The sequence below is a fragment of the Streptomyces sp. NPDC054841 genome, from assembly GCF_053611045.1.
On record NZ_JBSGZO010000161.1, the window covers coordinates 1 to 16,894 of the forward strand.

A 16,894-nucleotide genomic window follows, 5' to 3' on the forward strand; every position below is an offset into this window, starting at 1 on the left:
CGGCGAATCCGTTCCCGTGGACAAGGACCTCCGTATGGAGCTGCCGGAGGCAGCGACGCTGAGAGCCGGCACCGTCGTGGTACGGGGGAGGGGCGCCGCGACAGTGACGGCCACCGGGGCGGCAAGTGCACTCGGCCGGATCGCCGCCCTGCTGGAGGGCCGCCGGGAGCCGACCCCGCTGCAGCGACGGCTCGCCGCGCTCGGGCGGGTTCTCGCCTGCATCACGCTCGCTCTGTGCCTCCTGGTGTTCGTACTGGGACTCGCAGGCGGCCAGGCCCCGCAACAGAAGCTGGACATCGTCGAGGCGTGGCACGGCCGGGGCGACGTGACCGCGATGACGGGTGACGGGGTCAACGACGGCCCCGCACTGCGACAGGCGGACATCGGCGTCGCCATGGGACGGCGGGGCACTGAAGTTGCGCGGCAGTCAGCCGATCTGGTGCTCACCGACGACGAGTTGTCCACGGTTGTGGCGGCTGTCGAGGAGGGGCGCCGCGTCTACGACAACATCCGCCGGTTCCTGGTCTACGGGCTGGCAGGCGGCGCCGCGGAGATCCTGGTGATGCTCGTCGGACCCCTGTTGGGACTCGTCCTGCCGCTGCGCGCCGGGCAGATCCTGTGGATCAACCTGCTGACGCACGGCCTCACCGGGGTCGCCATGGGCGCGGAACCGGTCTCGCCGCACGCCATGCGAAGGCCACCGCGCCCGCCGCATCAGCATGTTCTTGGCCACGGGCTGTGGCAACGGGTGCTCTTCCTCGGAGCCGTGGTCACCGCTGCCTGTCTCGTGGCCGCGCTGTCGGCCCACGCCATCGGAGCCCCGTGGCAGAGCGTGCTGTTCCTGTCCCTGCTCGCCGCCCAGCTCGGGGTCGTCCTGGGCCTGCGTACCCGTCTGCTGACCCGGGAGAACCTCTTCCTGCCGCTGGCCGTGCTGGCATCGGCGTGCCTCGCTGCGGCGGCCCTCTACGTGCCGTTCCTGAGTTCGGTGCTGGAGACCGAGCCCCTGGGTTGGACGGAGGTCGTCATGGCAGCCGGGGCAGGCCTGACCGGTTTCGCCGCAGCCCGGCTGAGCGGCCGGCCGTGGGCGAGGAACCTCGTCGTCTCTTCCGGACGAACCGCTCCCTGAATGGGGACCATTCGGTCCTGCTGCCTCGGGATCCATGTGCGTACCGTGCAGGTATGAGCAGCAGCTGCAGCCAGCGGCTGCTGTGACGCTCATGCACACCGGTGGAGGAGGCATGACGTCTGCCAGTGAAGTACTGCCGATCATGTTCGGCGTCGACGCCGTGGAACCGGCGGATGCGGCCCTGGCGTGGGCAACCGACGAAGCCGCCCGCCGCGGAGTGCCCCTCCAGCTGGTTCACGCCGTCATGCCGGTGACCCACCGCGTACGCGGCGTCGAGGAGACGGCACACCACAAGGCCTTGCGCCAGCTGGGGGACGAGGCGCTCGACAAGGCGACGGTCCGTGCCCATGAGCGGCAACCGGGCCTAGAGGTGGCGACTTTCCTCACGGACGCCAATCCGGCCCAGGCCCTGATACGGCACTCCGCGCACGCGCGGCTGGTGGTCCTCGGCTCGCGTCGACTTGGCCGGCTGGCGGAGGTGCTCAGTGCTGCCTCCACGGCAGTGCCGGTGAGTGCCAACGCCGCCTGTCCGGCGGTCGTCGTGCCGGAAGCCGAGCACGACGTGGAGGAGCCGCCGCACTTGGTGGTCGGGGTGGACGGCAGCCGGTCGGCCGATGCAGCCCTGGACCACGCCCTGGAGGCCGCTGTCCTGCGTGGTGCCTCCGTGCGTGCGGTGTGGGTGTGGCAGCGGCCGCTGCTGGGCTTTCTCGATGAGCAGGCCGCGCTCGAGTCGTGCCACAGGCAGCTGCATGAGGCGACGGCGGGGCGGTCCAGCGCCTACCAAGACGTTCCGCTGGACCATGCCGTGCTGCGAGGTCACCCTGTTGAGGTCTTGGCCGAGGCTGCCGAGCATGCGCTCGCCGTGGTCGTCGGCCGCCGGGGCCGGGAGGGCTTCACCGGCATGCGGCTGGGTTCGGTCCCCCATGGTCTGCTGCACAGGGCCGTCTGCCCCGTGGTCACCGTGCCCCCGCCCGCCGATGAGGGGCTCTGACACCGGACGGATCTGAGGCGGGACCGATCCGAGACCGGACCGAGCCGACTGCCTCGACGGCCGGACACGCGCGCCCGTCGCCCAGCGTCTGCGTACCGACGGCGGAAGACCGGGAACGTCGGCCGGCTCGGCCGGAGCCCCCCATTGAGGTCCAGCCGTTCGGCCGGGGCGCCTCGGTGGGGTTCACACAGCTCGGGGCCTGCGGCACGTCCGCCCCCGTACCGGGTGAGTGCGCACAGGACCTCCAGGGACACCTTCGAGGCGAGCTCAAAGAGGCCAGCCTGTTGACCTCCGAACGGAGTACGGGCGAGCGGGTACTCGGGCATGTCGCCTCCGGTGAGGCCGGTTCGCTGTGAACGAACGACAACGCGCGCTTCTCGGCCGCCTTGTGGCCGGGCGAGGATGCCGGAGCCTGGGAGTCGGGTGATCGGCGTTGTGCTGCACTGCGGGGGCATCTCCTCGGGGCGGACAGGGCTCACGCGCTTTGACGAAGGTTGGGGTTCGCCGTTGCCTTTCGTTCGATGAGCCGGATGTCCCAGGGAACGTAGCGTCGCTGCATGATCTCGCTCAGGGAACGACCCACCCGACTCTGCGGCGGCAAGGCAGCGGTCGACCATCGCATGACCGGAACCCGTCGTGCTTCGATCGCCGTCGTGCTCGCGCTCGGCCTGTCGATGCCGCTGGCAGGGGAGGGGCTGGCCGACACCGTGCCGCCCCCACAGTCTGTCCAGGCGCAGGAATCCGACCGAGTTCCCGCCGGCCGGCTCGAACTGCTTCGCCCGACCGGGCCGTACGCGGTCGGACGCGACTCGCTGCACCTCGTCGACAGCGACCGCCGGGACCCATGGATGCCTCAGGCGGGCGCGCGCGAGCTCATGCTGTCGATGTACTACCCGGCACGGCCCGGCATCGGCGACTCCGCGCCGTACATCACGACCGGAGAGGCCCGGCTGCTACTGGAGGGCATCGGGCGGGACGAAGCGATACGAGCGAGGACGGTCAGCGCGACCCGGACCCATGTGCGAGCCGCCGCCCGCCCCCTGCCGGGCAGATTTCCGCTCGTGGTGCTCTCGCCCGGCTTCACTCTGCCCCGCGCCACGCTCTCCGGTCTCGCCGGGGATCTGGCCAGTCGCGGATACGTCGTCGCAACGGTCGATCACGCCTACGAGTCCTTCGGCACGCTCTACCCGGGCGGGCGGATGCTCACCTGCGCCGCTTGCGAACAGGTCGACGCCGGTGGCGACGCCGGATACAAGGCCGCCGCCGAAGGCCGGGCCAAGGACATCACCTTCGTCCTGGACCGGCTGACAGGCCACCACTCGTCATGGCGGCACGCCCGGATGATCGACCCGCGTCGGATAGGAGCGGCCGGGCACTCCATCGGCGGCAACAGCGCCGCGCAGACCATGGCCACCGATAAGAGGGTGCGGGCCGGGGCGAACCTGGACGGCTCCTTCTTCGCCCCGGTGCCTGCCTCCGGTCTCGACGGCCGGCCGTTCCTGATGCTCGGGACGAAGGCCGGCCACAGCCCAGGCTCCGGCAGCCCGGCCTGGGACGGCGACTGGGCGCGCCTGGACGGCTGGAAACGATGGCTGACCGTGGCCGGCTCCGGGCACCTCTCCTTCATCGACCTGCCGGTGCTCGGTGAACAGTTGGGGCTGTCCGATCCCTCGGCACCTCTGCCGGGACGGCGTTCCGGGGAGATCACCCGTGACTACGTCGGAGCCTTCTTCGATCTGCATCTGCGCGACATTCGGCAGCCCCTGCTCGACGGACCGTCGTCGGCCAACCCGGAGGTCGAGTTCCAGCAGCCCTGAGCCAGTATCTGAACGCGGCGCAGGGGCCAGGCATGGCGAAGAGGGGACGCCCCGTATGGGGTTGGCGCGCCCCCTCCGGGCCCCGGCCGCGCAGATGCCCGCCAATCGGCGACCGGGAGAGGACGTCGCGGCACCAAGATCGCCATCATGCAGCGTGCTCAGGCCACCCTTGGCTGCCTGGTCGAGGAGGGGACCATCCTCGACGAGAATGGGCCCGACGCCTTCGCGTTCGGGTCGTCGAAGGGCGCAAGCCGGTTCCTGCCCTGGTGAGGCCGATGCCTGTTGAAGTGACGGGCAGAGTCGTGCCGAAAGGGTGCCCCGCATGTGTGCGTTCGCGCGAGCGCGGGGCACCCCTGTCGATCCGGTTGGAGAGTCAGTTCCCCTCGGTTTCGAAGGTGCGCAGCAAATCGGCAGCGACGCTCACGGCAATTGTCGCGGGTTCCTTGCCGGTGATGTCGGCCAGCCCGATCGGGGTCTTGATCCGATCGATGGTGGCCTCGTCGTGACCGCCCTCGGTGGCGAGGCGTTTGCGGAACCGCACCCACTTGGCCGCCGACCCGATCAGCCCGATGGAGCCGAGATGGGTTGTGCGCAAGGCGGCGTCGCACAGAGCGGCGTCCTCGGCGTGGTCATGGGTCATGATCAGGATGTGGGTGCCACGTGGCAACTCCGCCAGCACCTCCTCGGGCAGCAGTGGCGTGTGATGCACGTGCACCTGCGCCACCGCGTCTGCCAGCACGTCGAGACGCTCCTCGGTGAGGATGTCGGAGCGGGTGTCGATCAGATGGAGGTCGAGGTCCTGACGTGCCAGGATGCGCGCCAGTTCCAGCCCGACGTGCCCGACGCCGAAGATCGCCACCGCCCGTACCACCGGCAGCGGTTCGAGCAGCACCGAGACCGTACCGCCGCAGCACTGCACGCCATGCCGGTTGGTCACCTTGTCGGTCAGGGCGAAATCGATCAGCTCCGGCTCCGGCTTGGGCTCGGCCATCATCTGCCGGGCCCGGTCGATCGCGACGGCCTCGACGTTGCCGCCACCGATCGAGCCCCACGTCTCGGTCTGCGCCACAACGAGTTTCGCGCCGGCGCCGCGCGGGGCGTGGCCGCGCACGGTCGCGACGGTCACCAGCACGCCGGACGCCCGGCGTGCTCGCAGCCGTGCGACCGCGGCGACCCACGTCATGTCAGGCACCGCTCAACGCTTCTGCATCGGTTCGGATCTTGCCGTTGGCGGCGTGCCCGTTGGCCGCGAGCCCGTTTCCGCCGTGGCCGTTGCCGGCGTAACCGTTCCGGGAGGCATCGCCCTGGCGAGCCGCCTGGATTGCCCAGTACACCGCCTCCGGCGTTGCGGGCGAGGCCAACTCGACGCTGACCCCGCTCGGCCCGAACGCGGCGGCGGCCTGCCGGAGCGCCTCGCGCACCGAGAACGCCAGCATCAGCGGAGGCTCACCCACCGCCTTGGACCCGTAGACCGCGCCCTCTTCGGTGGCGTTCTCCATGAGCGTGACGTTGAACTCCTCGGGCAGCTCCGAGAAGCTCGGCAGCTTGTAGGTGCTCGCGGCCTGGGTCAGCAGCCGGCCGCGGTTCGGCCCGTCACCGGCGTCCCAGCGCAGGTCCTCGAGCGTCAGCCAGCCCGCGCCCTGCACGAAACCGCCCTCGACCTGACCGATATCGATCATCGGGGAGAGGCTCTCGCCGACGTCGTGCACGATGTCCACGCGCCGGATCCGGTACGCGCCGGTGAAGCCGTCGACCTCCACCTCGGTCGCCGCGGCGCCGTAAGCGAAGTACTTGAACGGCGTGCCACGGAAAGACTTCGCGTCCCAGTGCAGTCCCTCGGTCCGGTAGAAGCCGGCCGCCGACAGCTGAACCCGCTGGAAGTACGCCGTGTGCACCAGATCGTCCCAGGCCAGCTCCTTGTCGCTGCCCAGGGCGCGTGCGACGCCCTCGACGATGCGCACGTCCGAGGCGTTCGCCCCCAGCTGGGTGGCGGCGACCTGCAGCAGCCGCTCGCGCAGCTGCTCACAGGCGTTCTTGATCGCCCCACCGTTGAGGTCCGCCCCGGAACTGGCAGCGGTGGCGGAGGTGTTGGGCACCTTGTCGGTACGCGTCGGGGCGAGGCGGACCTTGTGCAGCGGGATGCCCAGCGTGGTCGCGGCCACCTGCATCATCTTGGTGTGCAGGCCCTGGCCCATCTCGGTGCCGCCGTGGTTGATCAGAACCGAGCCGTCCTTGTAGATCAGCACCAGCGCGCCGCCCTGGTTGAAGGCGGTGAGGTTGAACGAGATGCCGAACTTGATGCCGGTGATCGCAAGGGCCCGCTTGGTGTGCGGGTGTGCGGCGTTGAAGGCGGCGATCTCGCGCTTGCGGTCGGCGATGCCGGCGTCGTCATGCACCTGCTGCCAGATGGTGGAGATCCGTTCGGCCTGTGTGACCGGCTGTCCGTACGGCGTCGTCTGGCCCTGGCCCGGCTGGTAGAAGTTGCGCTCCCGCAGCTCCATGGGGTCCAGGCCGAGCTGCGGCGCGCAGCGGCCCAGGATGTCCTCGATCACCAGCATGCCCTGCGGTCCGCCGAAGCCGCGGAAGGCGGTGTTGGAGACCGTGTTGGTCCTGGCGATGCGACCGGCGACGCGCGCGTTGGGGATCCAGTAGGTGTTGTCGATGTGGCACAGCGCGCGGGCCAGCACCGGCTCGGACAGGTCCAGGCTCCAGCCGCCGTCCGCGACCAAGGTGGCGTCCAGGGCCTGGATACGGCCGTCCGCGTCGAATCCGATCTTCCACTTGGAGTGGAACCCGTGCCGCTTACCGGACATGGTCAGGTCCTGGGTCCGGTTGAGCCGGAACCGGACCGGCCGGCCGGTCAGCTTGGCACCGAGCGCGGCGACGGCCGCGAACCCGTGCGGCTGCATCTCCTTGCCGCCGAAGCCGCCGCCCATTCGCAGGCATTGCACGGTCACCTCGTGGGCGGGCACGCCGAGCACGTGCGAGACGATTTCCTGCGTCTCGGAAGGGTGCTGGGTGCTGCTCTGGATGAACACCTGCCCGTTCTCGTCGACCTGGGCCAGCGCCGCGTGCGTCTCGAGGTAGAAGTGTTCCTGACCGGAGAACTGGAACTCGCCGGTGAACACGTGCGCGGAGTCGGCGAAGCCTGCGTCGATGTCGCCGTGCACCATGAGGGGCTGGGCGCCGTGATAGCTGCCCGCCGCGATGGCCTCCGGCAGTGTGACCAGGGAGGGCAGTTCGTCGAGCTCGACCTCGACGGCCGCCGCACCGAGCCGGGCCGCCTCCAGGGTCTCGCCGAGCACCCAGGCGACCGCGTGGCCGTGGAACATGACCTCGTCGGGGAACAGCGGCTCGTCGTGCTTCATGCCGGCGTCGTTGACGCCGGGCACGTCGGCACCGGTCAGCACGCGGACCACGCCGGGTACGGCGAGCGCGGGCTCGGTGCGCAGCGCGGTGATCCGGCCGCGCGCCTTCATGACCTGGACCGGGTAGGCGTGCAGGACGTCCTTGGTGCGCTGGACCAGGTCGTCGGTGTAGAGCGCGGTGCCGGTGACGTGCTGGAAGGCACTCTCATGCGGCATCGAGACGCCGACGACGGGCTTCTCGGGACGCTCGGACAGATGACTCATGACGACACCGCCTCGGTGGTCTGTGCGTGCAGCTTCAGCAGGCTCTGGCCGAGCATCGCGGAACGGTAGAGGGAGCTGGCGCGATGATCGTCCATCGGCGTGCCCTCGCCCCGCAGGACCCGGGCCGCGGCCTCGACGGTCTCCGCCGACCACGGCTTGCCCTCCAGGGCCGCCTCGGTGGCGAGCGCACGGATCGGGGTGGCGGCCACGCCGCCCAGGCCGATGCGTGCCTTGCGGACGATTCCGTCCTCGATGTCGAGCGCGAAGGCGACCGCCACGCTGGAGATGTCGTCGAAGCGCCGCTTGGCGATCTTGTGGAAGGCCGCGACCGGCGACAGCGGCAGCGGGATGCGCACCGCGCGGATCAGCTCGCCGGGACGGCGCACGCTCTGCCGGTAGCCGGTGAAGTAGTCGGCCAGCGGGACCACGCGCTCACCGTCGGCGTCGGCGAGCACCAACGACGCCTCAAGGGCGAGCAGCACCGGCGGGCTGTCACCGATGGGCGAGCCGGTACCCAGGTTGCCGCCGAGGGTCCCACTGTTGCGGATGAGCCGAGAGGCGAACTGCGGGAACAGCTCTGCAAGGAGTGGGACGTCGCCGTCGAGGCGACGTTCGATCTCGGTGAGCGTCAGCGCCGCCCCGATCTCGATGTAGCCGGATTCGACGCACAGCTCCCGGAGTTCGGGCAGCCGGTCGATGGCGACCACACAATCCGCCCGGCGGGAGCGGATGTTCACCTCGACGCCGTAGTCGGTGGAGCCGGCGACCACCACCGCGTCGGGCCGCTCGCGCAGCAGCTCCAGCGTTTCGGCCAGGGTGCTCTTCCGCAGGAACGCGCTGCCGTCCTGGGTGTATTCGGTGGCGACCGGTGCGGGCGGGGACTGCTCGCGACGCTGCGCCAGCGGGTCCTCGTCGGTGGGCTCACCGACGGCGAACGCGGCATCGCGGATCGGGCGGTAACCGGTGCAGCGACACAGGTTTCCGCTCAGCGCGTGCAGATCGAAACCGTTCGGGCCGTGCTCGGCGTCGGCGGTGTCGGCCGAATCCGCGTCCGTGTCCGTGTCCGTGTCCGTGTGCGCGCAGCGGTCGGGCCGGTAGTACTCGGCAGCCATGCTGCAGATGAATCCCGGCGTGCAGTAACCGCATTGGGAGCCGCCGCGGACCGCCATCTCCTCCTGCACCGGGTGCAGAGTGGGCGCCATGCCGGGTTCACCGGCGGTGGCGAGACCTTCGGAGGTAATGATCTCCTGACCGTCGAGCGCCGCGACCGGGACCAGGCAGGCGTTGACCGCCACCCAGTCGGTGGGCTTGTTCACCCCTGGACGGGCCACCAGGACCGAACAGGCGCCGCATTCACCCTCGGCGCAGCCCTCCTTGGTGCCGGTGAGGCCACGCTCGCGCAGCAAGTCCAGCATTGTGGTGTGGGGCGCAGCCGGTGAAATCGGTGCTTCTTTCCCGTTGACCGTGATCCGCGCCGCTACCATGACAGGCCTTCGTTTCGGTGCGCGATGGGTCGATTCATCATGTTCGCCAATTTCAGGCAGCTTTCTGTGTTCAGACGCGCCACGTTCGAGGAGCGGGCGCAGAACGGCACGCAACAGCGACGTGCCGGGAGGTGGTGACGGGAAACCTGGAATGTGCCACGGACGGGCACATCAGAACGGCGTGCTCAGCAGCCGTGTGCGATTCGACCCGGAACCCAGACCATGCGGTGGGCGAGGCGACCCAGATCGGAGTTGGTGTACATCCGCTGGTCGCCTCCTTCCGGTAGTTATGGGTCGACGTCTACCGCAAAGTAGTGGCCGGTGCCACAGAGGTCAAGACGTTGACCCCTGACTCTCGAGAACCGATCGGATTCGAGACTGGGGCGCCACCGCTGGGTGGTCGAGCGCAGACGACAGCCGTGGTCGGCACCGGGCGTGCGGCCGGGCGCTGCTGTCCGACGTCGGAGGTGGCAGTCGCGGTGGCGGTCGCCAGGTCAGGGCAGCGTCCAGATCTGGCGCGTGACGAGGTAGAAGACAGCGGCCCAGAACACCATCACCGCGGCGACCGTGCCGAGGCCGACGAGGTTGGTCTTCGACGCCGGTTCGTCCGGTGACGGCCGCAGCCACCGCTTGAGCAGCGGGTTCACGTAGTAGGGCATCGTGAAAAAGCTCATGATGAGGCTCGAAAGCAGGTTGCCCACAAGCAGCCCGATCCAGAGCGGCATCTTCAGCGGCGACAGGGCGAGCGTCAGCAGCACAACGGTCGGGTACAGGCCGACCCAGATCGCGATGGAGGTCTTGGTTTCCGAGGGTGGCGGCGCTTCCTTGCCGTTCTCTTCGAAGGCGAACCAGCTGCCGAACGAGTTGTCGATCGTGTGCAGGTGGAAGTCGTCGAACTTCTCGCCTTCAGCGAGAACTTCCTGCCGCTTGGCCGACGTCAGCCAGGCATCGAGGTGCTCGGCGTTGTCGAATCGGTACAGCGTGATCCATTCGTCCTGAAGTCCCTCGATCGGGCGGAAGAGCTCGGTTCCGCGAAATCCTTCGAATTTGCTCTCCTCCTGGCTCATGTGGCGCTGCCAGTCGAGAAAGTCGTCGACGTGGTCCGGTTGGACGCGGTGGGTGACCGCAACGGTCACGAGCGGATCCGGCTGTTGCGTGCCGCCGCTGAGAACCTGCTGGGTTGCCGGACCGTCGAAGCAAACCGTGCGGAGTGGCATCCAATGCCCAATCCGCGATCGTCCAGCAGTTCTTGCGCGGCAGGTCGGCCAGCAGACCGAGAACCAGCCGCCCGGCCCGGCGCCGGGGTTCAACCCGTGCGAAGCGGCCCGCGATCCGGCCCATCATGGCCTCGAACTCACCCCGCCAATGGGCGGGATCTACGCTGTGGCCTGCGGCCACCATCTCTTCGTCACTCCACACAACTTACGATGATCAACGGTGGCCGCACCCGTGCCCGTGTCGGAGCGCGCGAAAGATTTCAGCCAGCAGCCCGTTGGCCTGGGGATGAAAACTTTGGTGCGGTGCCCTGAACCACATGTGCCGCACGAAAGAGTGATGCCGTGGGTCCGACCGGTGTGCTACGCCGTGTAGTCATGCTCAGTCCGGAGCAGAGCTGTGGTGCCATTGCGTGCCGTTCGACTCGCCGATGTTGCCGGAAGTGATCGCCCTGTGGATTCATCGGCGGTCCGGCCCGGTGGGGCGCGTCAGGTGCGCCGGTGGGATGGGTTCAGTGGTGCAGGTTCTGGGAGAGGTCCCGCATGGCGTCGATGGTTTCCTGCTCGTCTTGGTTTGTGCCGTGGTCGCTGAGTTTCACGATCACGGTGCGCTTGGCCGGATTGACGTAGATGTACTGGCCGTAGATGCCTACCGCGCTGAAGTCGCCGGTGGCGCTGCTGGGATGCCACCACTGAGCGGAGTAGCCCCATCCGTCGGCCATGGTCGCCACGGGGGTGCTCAGGCGGTCGACCCAGGCTTGGGGGACGATCTGGCGGTCGCCGGCCCGGCCGTTGTCAAGGACGAGCTGTCCTATCTTGGCGAAGTCACGGGCGGTGGCGTTCAGGCAGCAGAAGGACTTCTCCATGCCTCCCTCGCTGTCCAGGTTCCAGGTGGCATCGGCTTCGGCGCCCATCGGCTGCCAGATGCGCTCCTGGAGCAGCGCCGCCACGGATTTGCCCTCCACACGGTGCAGGATCTGGCCCAGGAGCTGGGTGTCCACGCTGCGGTAGTCGCTCGTGCTGCCCGGGGTGAAGCGCAGGGTGCGGTTGTCCTTGATGAAGTTCGGCAGGTCGGTGGTGAGGTACATCCGCGGGGTGCCGGACAGAGGTATGCGGCTGTAGTCCTCGCTCACGTCGATGCCGCTGCTCATGTCCAGCAGGTGCCGCACGGTGATGCGGTCGTAGGCGTCGCCCTTTTTGAGTTCGGGCAGCAAGTCCACCAGAAGGTCGTCCTCGTGCAGGTGTCCTTCGGCGATGGACTGTCCGACCAGCAGGGAGACCACGGACTTTGCAGTGGACCAAGAGGCGTGACGGGTCTGGGCGCCGACGCCGTCGCGGTACCACTCGTGGATCAGCTGACCGTCGCGCAGGACCAGGAAGGCGTTGGTGTGGGTGTCCGTCAGGAATTGCCGGATGTCCTTGCGCCCGTCCTTCCACGCCACGGTGGCCGGCAGGGCCCGCAGGGCTTGCTGCAGCGGTGCCGGTTCGGTTGACGCGGGCACTGCACGGGCCGGGAAGAGGGCGCCTTGCTGCGAGGGCGGGGTGTCCGACAGACGGATGAGGGAGAGGGGGGACGGAAGGCTGAGGGCTGCCGTTGCCGCCCAGGGGCCGGTGACGAGAACGGTCAGAGCCGTCGGTACGGCGATGGCGGCCCGCCGGTTCCGGCGGAGGAATGCGCGCAGGGGCGAAGAGGGTGCCATGGGAATCTCCTGAGGTGGATGACAGTCGTTATGGATGACGACTGTAATCTATGCTGGGAAGCCGAGCAACCGAAGAGAGAAGACCCCGATGACCCAGGCCCCTGACAACCGCCGTACGGAACTCCTTGACGCCGTCGTCGCCCACCTGACCGAGCACGGAATCGCCGGCCTCTCCCTGCGCCCGCTGGCCAAGGCCCTGGGGCAGAGCACCTACGTGCTCACCTACCACTTCAAAGACAAGAGCGGCCTGCTCACCGCCGTCCTCGACCACCTCGACCAGCAGGACCGCGAGGCGTTGCAGAAGTGGGCGTCCCAGACGCCGCCGGGCTCGCCGGGCGCAGGGATCCTCGCCTTCTGGCACTGGCAGACCAGGCCGGAGGCACTCCCGCTCCTCCGCCTCAACTACGAGATCTTCGGGCTGCTGTCGAGCCGACGCATCACCGGCCATCACCCGCGCATGATCGAGGACTGGATCGACTTCATCGCTCACCAGCTCATGGCATACGGCCGGGGAGCCCGGGCCGCACGCATCGATGCCACTCTGATCTCCGCGGCCCTCTCCGGGCTTACTCAGGACTACCTCATCACGGGCGACACCCACAGGACCGAGGAGGCCCTGGCCCGCCTCGCCGAATTCACCGACGCGTCGAGTCCGGGCAGCAAGTAGCCCCGGCCGCACCTGGGGCCAGGAAGCCAGGGCCACTTGACGTCCGTCCCGGTCGGCGCCCTCTGTCTCCGGGCGCGAGCAGGCTGGTGATCTCAGCGATCGCTTTGTGAGGGGGCTTGAAGTAGTGGCCGAGCTTCCCGGCTTCTTGTGCCGTGACTGGGCCATCAGCGTCGGCAGACTCGCTCCCGCTTCGCCGAGATGAGACGGGCTCGAATGCCGGTAGTCACGGAGGTCCCAGTGCTGGGCTGGGCGGGTGCGGGCTGTAGGACGGCTCTGAAGATTTCAGTACCGCAAGATTCTTTTCGTGGAGTCTTTAGTGGCTGCTGGACGAGCACACCGCGGTACGCGGGCCCGGAGCTAGCATGCCAAGCCATGGCGATGTTCGTGCACTTGACGTCAGCGGCCAACGCGCCGCGCATCCGGCGGTCCGGGATCCGCGCGGCCGGCTACGGACAGGGAGGCGCGCGCGGGGTGTACTGCTTCCCGGTGCTGCCGTCGTACACCCTCACCCACCAATGGCTGCGCGAGCTGGCCCGTTCCGGCAGCCGGGGAGGGCTTGTGGCCGTTCACGTGCGGCTGGACGACGCTCAGCACGTGCTGGTCGGACGCTATACGGACCGGCGGCGGGATGCCCAGGCCACCGTCACCGCTGCCGAGGCGGTGCGGCGGATCTCGGCTCTGGAAGACCCGCGAGGCTGGGAGGTGTTCGTACCCCGGGCGATCCGGCCGCGCGAAGTGCACCGGATCCGCACCGCGCCGCAGGTGGCCGGCTGGCGGTACCTGCCGGACGCGCACGGGACCCGCCCCTGCACCTGCTTCGGGTGCCGGGTGCGCGGCGGGTACGGGTCGCGGCGCCTGCTCGAGCGGTTGCCGCACCCACTGGACGGTCCGCCGCCGCCGGCCAGGGTGATGCTCGCCAGGGTCGCGGCGGCCGGTGACCCGGGAGACCCGGCCGCGCTGCGGGAGGTGCTGCACTGGTTCGGGATGCGCCGACGGGGCCCGCTCGGCCAGCTGACCCGCCTCCGCGCCCACCCCGACCCCAAGGTGCGCGAGGAGCTGGTGTGGGCAGTCGCCCACTGGTCCACCCCTGGGGTCCCCGAGCTGCTGGACAGCCTCGCCGACGACCCGGACCCGGACGTCCGGGAGGCGGTGGAAGCGGTCCGGGAAGCGCAGTGACCCGGCAAGGCCGACGAGAAATCCTGGGCACACCGGGTACGGCGTCGACCGGGTACGGCGCTAACGTCGGAGCATGAGCGTGGACCCCTCGGACCGCGACCCCGGCCTCTTCGGCCCCGACTCGGTCACCTGGCAGATGCACGGCGACCCGATGATGTGGGTCGCCGGCGTGCGGGCTCTCTACCTCCAGGCTCTGCACCCCCGGGCGGTCCGCGGCGTCATGATCAACAGTGCTGCGTTCGGCAGAGAGAGGGGCCGGCGCGAGGCCTGGGGCCGCCTCATGCGCACGGCGAACTTCGTCGGCACGGTCACCTACGGCACCGCCAAAGCCGCCGAGGAGGCAGGCGCCCGGGTCCGCAGGATCCACCGGCTGCTGGGCGTGGACGAGCCGGATCTGCTGCTGTGGGTGCACTGCGCCGAGGTGGACTCGTACCTGAGTGTCCTGCGCCGCTCCGGCTTCCCGCTCAGTGACGTCCAGGCCGACCGGTACATCGACGAGCACCGGGTCAGCGCCCGGCTCGTCGGTCTCGACCCCGCCCAAGTGCCCGCCACCGCAAGGGAGCTCGCCGCCTACTTCACGGCCGTACGACCCGGGCTCGAAGCCGGCGCGGACGCCCGGACCGTCGACGACTTTCTGCGCCGCCCGCCCATCCACACCCTGCTCGTCCCGGCGCGCGAACTGCTCTGGCGGCGCGTGGCGGCGCTCGCCTACAGTGCCCTGCCCCCCTACGCCCACGGGCTGTACGGCAGACCGGCACCGCCGCCCGACCGGGTCACCCACCAGCTCACCGCCACCGGCAACGCCCTGCGCTGCATTCCCGCGCGGGTCCGCTGGCAGCTGCCGCCAGGTCACATCTTGAAGGCAATGGCGCGACTCGGCCCCGGCAGCAGGCCTGCCCCGTACAAACTCCGCAGACAGGCGGCCATACTGGACGGGCCGGGGAGGGCGCAGCGAAGCGACGGGGGCGACAGCACGCGATGGCGGACACCAGGCTGATCCAGGGCCGGTACCGGCTGCTGGATCTGATCGGTCGTGGCGGCATGGGTGAGGTGTGGCAGGCTCGCGACGAGTCACTGGGCCGGCGTGTCGCGGTCAAATGCCTCAAACCTCTGGGGCCGCAGCACGACCAGTCCTTCACCGGGGTGCTGCGTGAACGCTTTCGCAGAGAGGCCCGGGTCGCCGCCGCGCTGCAGCACCGCGGAGTCACCGTCGTCCATGACTTCGGCGAGTACGAGGGCGTGCTCTATCTGGTGATGGAGCTGCTGGACGGCCGCAACCTCAGTCAGCTGCTGGAGGACAACAAGCAGCACCCGCTGTCCGTGCCCGACATCGTCGACATCGCGGAGCAGGTCGCCGACGCGCTCGCCTACACCCATGAACAGGGCATCGTCCACCGCGACCTGAAGCCCGCCAACATCATGCGGCTCACCGACGGCACGGTGAAGATCTGCGACTTCGGCATCGCCCGTCTCGCCCACGACATCGGCTTCACCTCGCGGCTCACCGGCACCGGCATCGCCATGGGCACCCCGCACTACATGTCGCCCGAGCAGATCAGCGGAGGCGATGTCGACCACCGCAGCGACCTCTACTCGCTGGGCTGTGTGCTGTACGAGATCGCCACCGGCGTCCCGCCGTTCGACCTCGACGACGCCTGGGCCATCCTCGTCGGACACCGCGACACCCCGCCCGAGCCGCCCCGGACCCACCGCGTGGAACTGCCCGGCTTCATCGACCGGATCGTCCTCGACCTGCTCGCCAAGACCCCCGAGGGCCGGCCCGCCGACGCCAAGGACCTGCGCCGCCGGATCACCGCCGCCCGCGCCACGCCCACCCCCGTGATCCCGGCACCGGCCGAGCCGCGGACACAGTCCTCCCGCAGCCGGCGACTGCCTTCCTGGACCCGCGGCATGACCACCGGCCACAAGGCCGTGGGCACCGGCACGCTCCGCCCCACCCCGCCCGACTACACCGCGGGTCTCACCGGGGAGTGGACCACCGGAGTGGCGCTCCGGGGGCCCGTACCGGTGCAGCTGCCCCGCCCCGAGCGCCCCACTCCGCCGCCCGAGCTGCTCGCCGTCCTCACCAGCCGGCACAACGCGGGCCTCAGCCTCAGCCGCCTCGGCCGCTGGGAGGAGGCCGGCGAGGTGCACCGCGCGGTCGCCACCGAGCGTGAGCACGCACTCGGACCCGACCACCCCGACACCCTCGCCAGCCGCTACGAGGTCGGCTTCACCCTCAGCAGGACCGGGCGCACGGCGGACGCGCTGCGGGAGTTCGGCCGCGTCGCCGAGGGCCGCGAGCGCACGATGGGCCCCGATCACCCGGAGACCCTGGCCGCCCGCCAGGAGACGGCGTACGTGCTCGGTCAGCTCGGCCGTCACTTCGAAGCGCACCAGGTCTACTCGGCGGTGCTCGACTCCCGGATGCGGACCGTGGGCCCCGACCATCCCGACACCCTGCGCTGTCGTCACAATCTCGCGTTCAACCTGAGCCGGCTCGGACGACTGGAGGACTCGTACCGGATGGCGTACGACGTCGCCGCTGCCCGCGCACGCGTGCTCGGCGCGAGCCACCCGGACACGCTCGTCACCCGCTACGAAGTCGCCTACGCGCTCGGCCAGCTGGGCCGCTGGGCGGATGCCCTGCAGACGTACCGGGAGGTCGCGGTGGCCCGCTCCCAGGCACTCGGAGCCGACCATCCCGACACGCTCTCGGCCCGCTACGAGGTGGGCATCAGCCTGGGCAGGCTCGGCCGCAGCGCCGAAGCCCTGGAGCTGTACCGGTCCCTCGTCGACGACCGCACCCGGGTGCACGGCCCCGCCGACCCGGAGACCCTCCGCGCGCGCCACGGTCTCGGCGTCAACCTGGGGCGGCTCGCCCGCTGGGAGGAGGCCCTCGCCGAGGCCCGCGACGTCTGCGCGATCCGCGAGCGGGTACTGGGCCAGGACCACCCCGACACCCTCGTCAGCCGCCGGGAGGTCGCCGTCGGCCTCGGCTGGCTCGGCCGCTGGGCCGACGCCCTGGCCGTCTACCGCCAGGTCGCCGAGGCCCGCGAACGGGTCCTGGGTGCGGACCATCCCGAC

Annotated in this window: 13 protein-coding genes and 1 pseudogene; 8 read left to right on the forward strand and 6 right to left on the reverse strand. The window is 69.8% G+C overall.

What is annotated here, in order from left to right:
* From ACWGI8_RS21705 to ACWGI8_RS21720, 4 genes are all read left to right on the forward strand, one after another.
* The coding region (locus ACWGI8_RS21705) for an HAD-IC family P-type ATPase (protein ID WP_453663119.1) at nucleotides 1-1,126 on the forward strand (1,126 nt) is incomplete at its 5' end.
* 112 nt (nucleotides 1,127-1,238) lie between these two features.
* Nucleotides 1,239-2,117 carry a universal stress protein gene (locus ACWGI8_RS21710; RefSeq protein ID WP_453663121.1) on the forward strand — a complete coding sequence of 293 codons (879 nt, stop codon included), beginning with the start codon at nucleotides 1,239-1,241 and terminating at the stop codon, nucleotides 2,115-2,117.
* Nucleotides 2,118-2,737: 620 nt separating this feature from the next.
* Entirely contained in the window at nucleotides 2,738-3,934 is a 1,197-nt protein-coding gene (locus ACWGI8_RS21715) for an alpha/beta hydrolase family protein (RefSeq protein ID WP_453663136.1), read from the forward strand.
* A gap of 147 nt (nucleotides 3,935-4,081) precedes the next feature.
* Nucleotides 4,082-4,204 (forward strand): hypothetical protein, encoded by a 123-nt coding sequence (locus ACWGI8_RS21720; protein WP_453663122.1) that lies wholly within the window; start codon nucleotides 4,082-4,084, stop codon nucleotides 4,202-4,204.
* Between the two features lie 103 nt (nucleotides 4,205-4,307).
* Here the strand turns inward: ACWGI8_RS21720 and xdhC are convergent, their stop codons facing one another.
* From xdhC to ACWGI8_RS21750, 6 genes and pseudogenes are all read right to left on the reverse strand, one after another.
* A complete protein-coding gene (xdhC, locus tag ACWGI8_RS21725; RefSeq protein WP_453663137.1) occupies nucleotides 4,308-5,117 on the reverse strand; it encodes a xanthine dehydrogenase accessory protein XdhC in 810 nt (269 codons plus the stop codon).
* Nucleotide 5,118: 1 nt separating this feature from the next.
* Nucleotides 5,119-7,566: a xanthine dehydrogenase molybdopterin binding subunit gene (gene xdhB, locus ACWGI8_RS21730; protein WP_453663124.1), complete on the reverse strand. Its 2,448-nt coding sequence runs from the start codon at nucleotides 7,564-7,566 to the stop codon at nucleotides 5,119-5,121.
* Nucleotides 7,563-9,050 (reverse strand): xanthine dehydrogenase small subunit, encoded by a 1,488-nt coding sequence (locus tag ACWGI8_RS21735; protein ID WP_453663126.1) that lies wholly within the window; start codon nucleotides 9,048-9,050, stop codon nucleotides 7,563-7,565. The genes xdhB and ACWGI8_RS21735 overlap by 4 nt, the downstream gene beginning before the upstream one ends.
* A gap of 494 nt (nucleotides 9,051-9,544) precedes the next feature.
* Nucleotides 9,545-10,267, reverse strand: a complete 723-nt coding sequence (locus ACWGI8_RS21740) for an antibiotic biosynthesis monooxygenase (protein WP_453663127.1) — start codon at nucleotides 10,265-10,267, stop codon at nucleotides 9,545-9,547.
* Nucleotides 10,248-10,391, reverse strand: a pseudogene (locus ACWGI8_RS21745) (IS701 family transposase); the annotation flags it as partial. The pseudogene ACWGI8_RS21745 and the gene ACWGI8_RS21740, both read right to left, overlap by 20 nt.
* Nucleotides 10,392-10,776: 385 nt before the next feature.
* Entirely contained in the window at nucleotides 10,777-11,964 is a 1,188-nt protein-coding gene (locus ACWGI8_RS21750) for a serine hydrolase domain-containing protein (RefSeq protein ID WP_453663128.1), read from the reverse strand.
* A gap of 88 nt (nucleotides 11,965-12,052) precedes the next feature.
* On the opposite strand from ACWGI8_RS21750, the gene ACWGI8_RS21755 reads away from it, so the two are divergent.
* The 4 genes from ACWGI8_RS21755 to ACWGI8_RS21770 all read left to right on the forward strand — a co-directional run.
* Entirely contained in the window at nucleotides 12,053-12,631 is a 579-nt protein-coding gene (locus ACWGI8_RS21755; protein WP_453663130.1) for a TetR/AcrR family transcriptional regulator, read from the forward strand.
* Nucleotides 12,632-13,003: 372 nt separating this feature from the next.
* Nucleotides 13,004-13,807: a HEAT repeat domain-containing protein gene (locus tag ACWGI8_RS21760; protein WP_453663131.1), complete on the forward strand. Its 804-nt coding sequence runs from the start codon at nucleotides 13,004-13,006 to the stop codon at nucleotides 13,805-13,807.
* Between the two features lie 73 nt (nucleotides 13,808-13,880).
* Nucleotides 13,881-14,804 (forward strand): oxygenase MpaB family protein, encoded by a 924-nt coding sequence (locus ACWGI8_RS21765; RefSeq protein ID WP_453663133.1) that lies wholly within the window; start codon nucleotides 13,881-13,883, stop codon nucleotides 14,802-14,804.
* Nucleotides 14,786-16,894, forward strand: a 2,109-nt coding sequence (locus ACWGI8_RS21770; protein WP_453663135.1) for a tetratricopeptide repeat protein, incomplete at its 3' end; no start/stop codon positions are given. The genes ACWGI8_RS21765 and ACWGI8_RS21770, both read left to right, overlap by 19 nt.

Excerpts from the sequence above, each read along its gene's own strand:
- ACWGI8_RS21710 (WP_453663121.1), top strand. The coding sequence starts at position 1,239 with ATGACGTCTGCCAGTGAAGTACTGCCGATCATGTTCGGCGTCGACGCC.
- ACWGI8_RS21715 (WP_453663136.1), top strand. The coding sequence starts at position 2,738 with ATGACCGGAACCCGTCGTGCTTCGATCGCCGTCGTGCTCGCGCTCGGC.
- ACWGI8_RS21720 (WP_453663122.1), top strand. The coding sequence starts at position 4,082 with ATGCAGCGTGCTCAGGCCACCCTTGGCTGCCTGGTCGAGGAGGGGACC.
- xdhC (WP_453663137.1), bottom strand. The coding sequence starts at position 5,117 with ATGACGTGGGTCGCCGCGGTCGCACGGCTGCGAGCACGCCGGGCGTCC.
- xdhB (WP_453663124.1), bottom strand. The coding sequence starts at position 7,566 with ATGAGTCATCTGTCCGAGCGTCCCGAGAAGCCCGTCGTCGGCGTCTCG.
- ACWGI8_RS21735 (WP_453663126.1), bottom strand. The coding sequence starts at position 9,050 with ATGGTAGCGGCGCGGATCACGGTCAACGGGAAAGAAGCACCGATTTCA.
- ACWGI8_RS21740 (WP_453663127.1), bottom strand. The coding sequence starts at position 10,267 with ATGCCACTCCGCACGGTTTGCTTCGACGGTCCGGCAACCCAGCAGGTT.
- ACWGI8_RS21750 (WP_453663128.1), bottom strand. The coding sequence starts at position 11,964 with ATGGCACCCTCTTCGCCCCTGCGCGCATTCCTCCGCCGGAACCGGCGG.
- ACWGI8_RS21755 (WP_453663130.1), top strand. The coding sequence starts at position 12,053 with ATGACCCAGGCCCCTGACAACCGCCGTACGGAACTCCTTGACGCCGTC.
- ACWGI8_RS21760 (WP_453663131.1), top strand. The coding sequence starts at position 13,004 with ATGGCGATGTTCGTGCACTTGACGTCAGCGGCCAACGCGCCGCGCATC.
- ACWGI8_RS21765 (WP_453663133.1), top strand. The coding sequence starts at position 13,881 with ATGAGCGTGGACCCCTCGGACCGCGACCCCGGCCTCTTCGGCCCCGAC.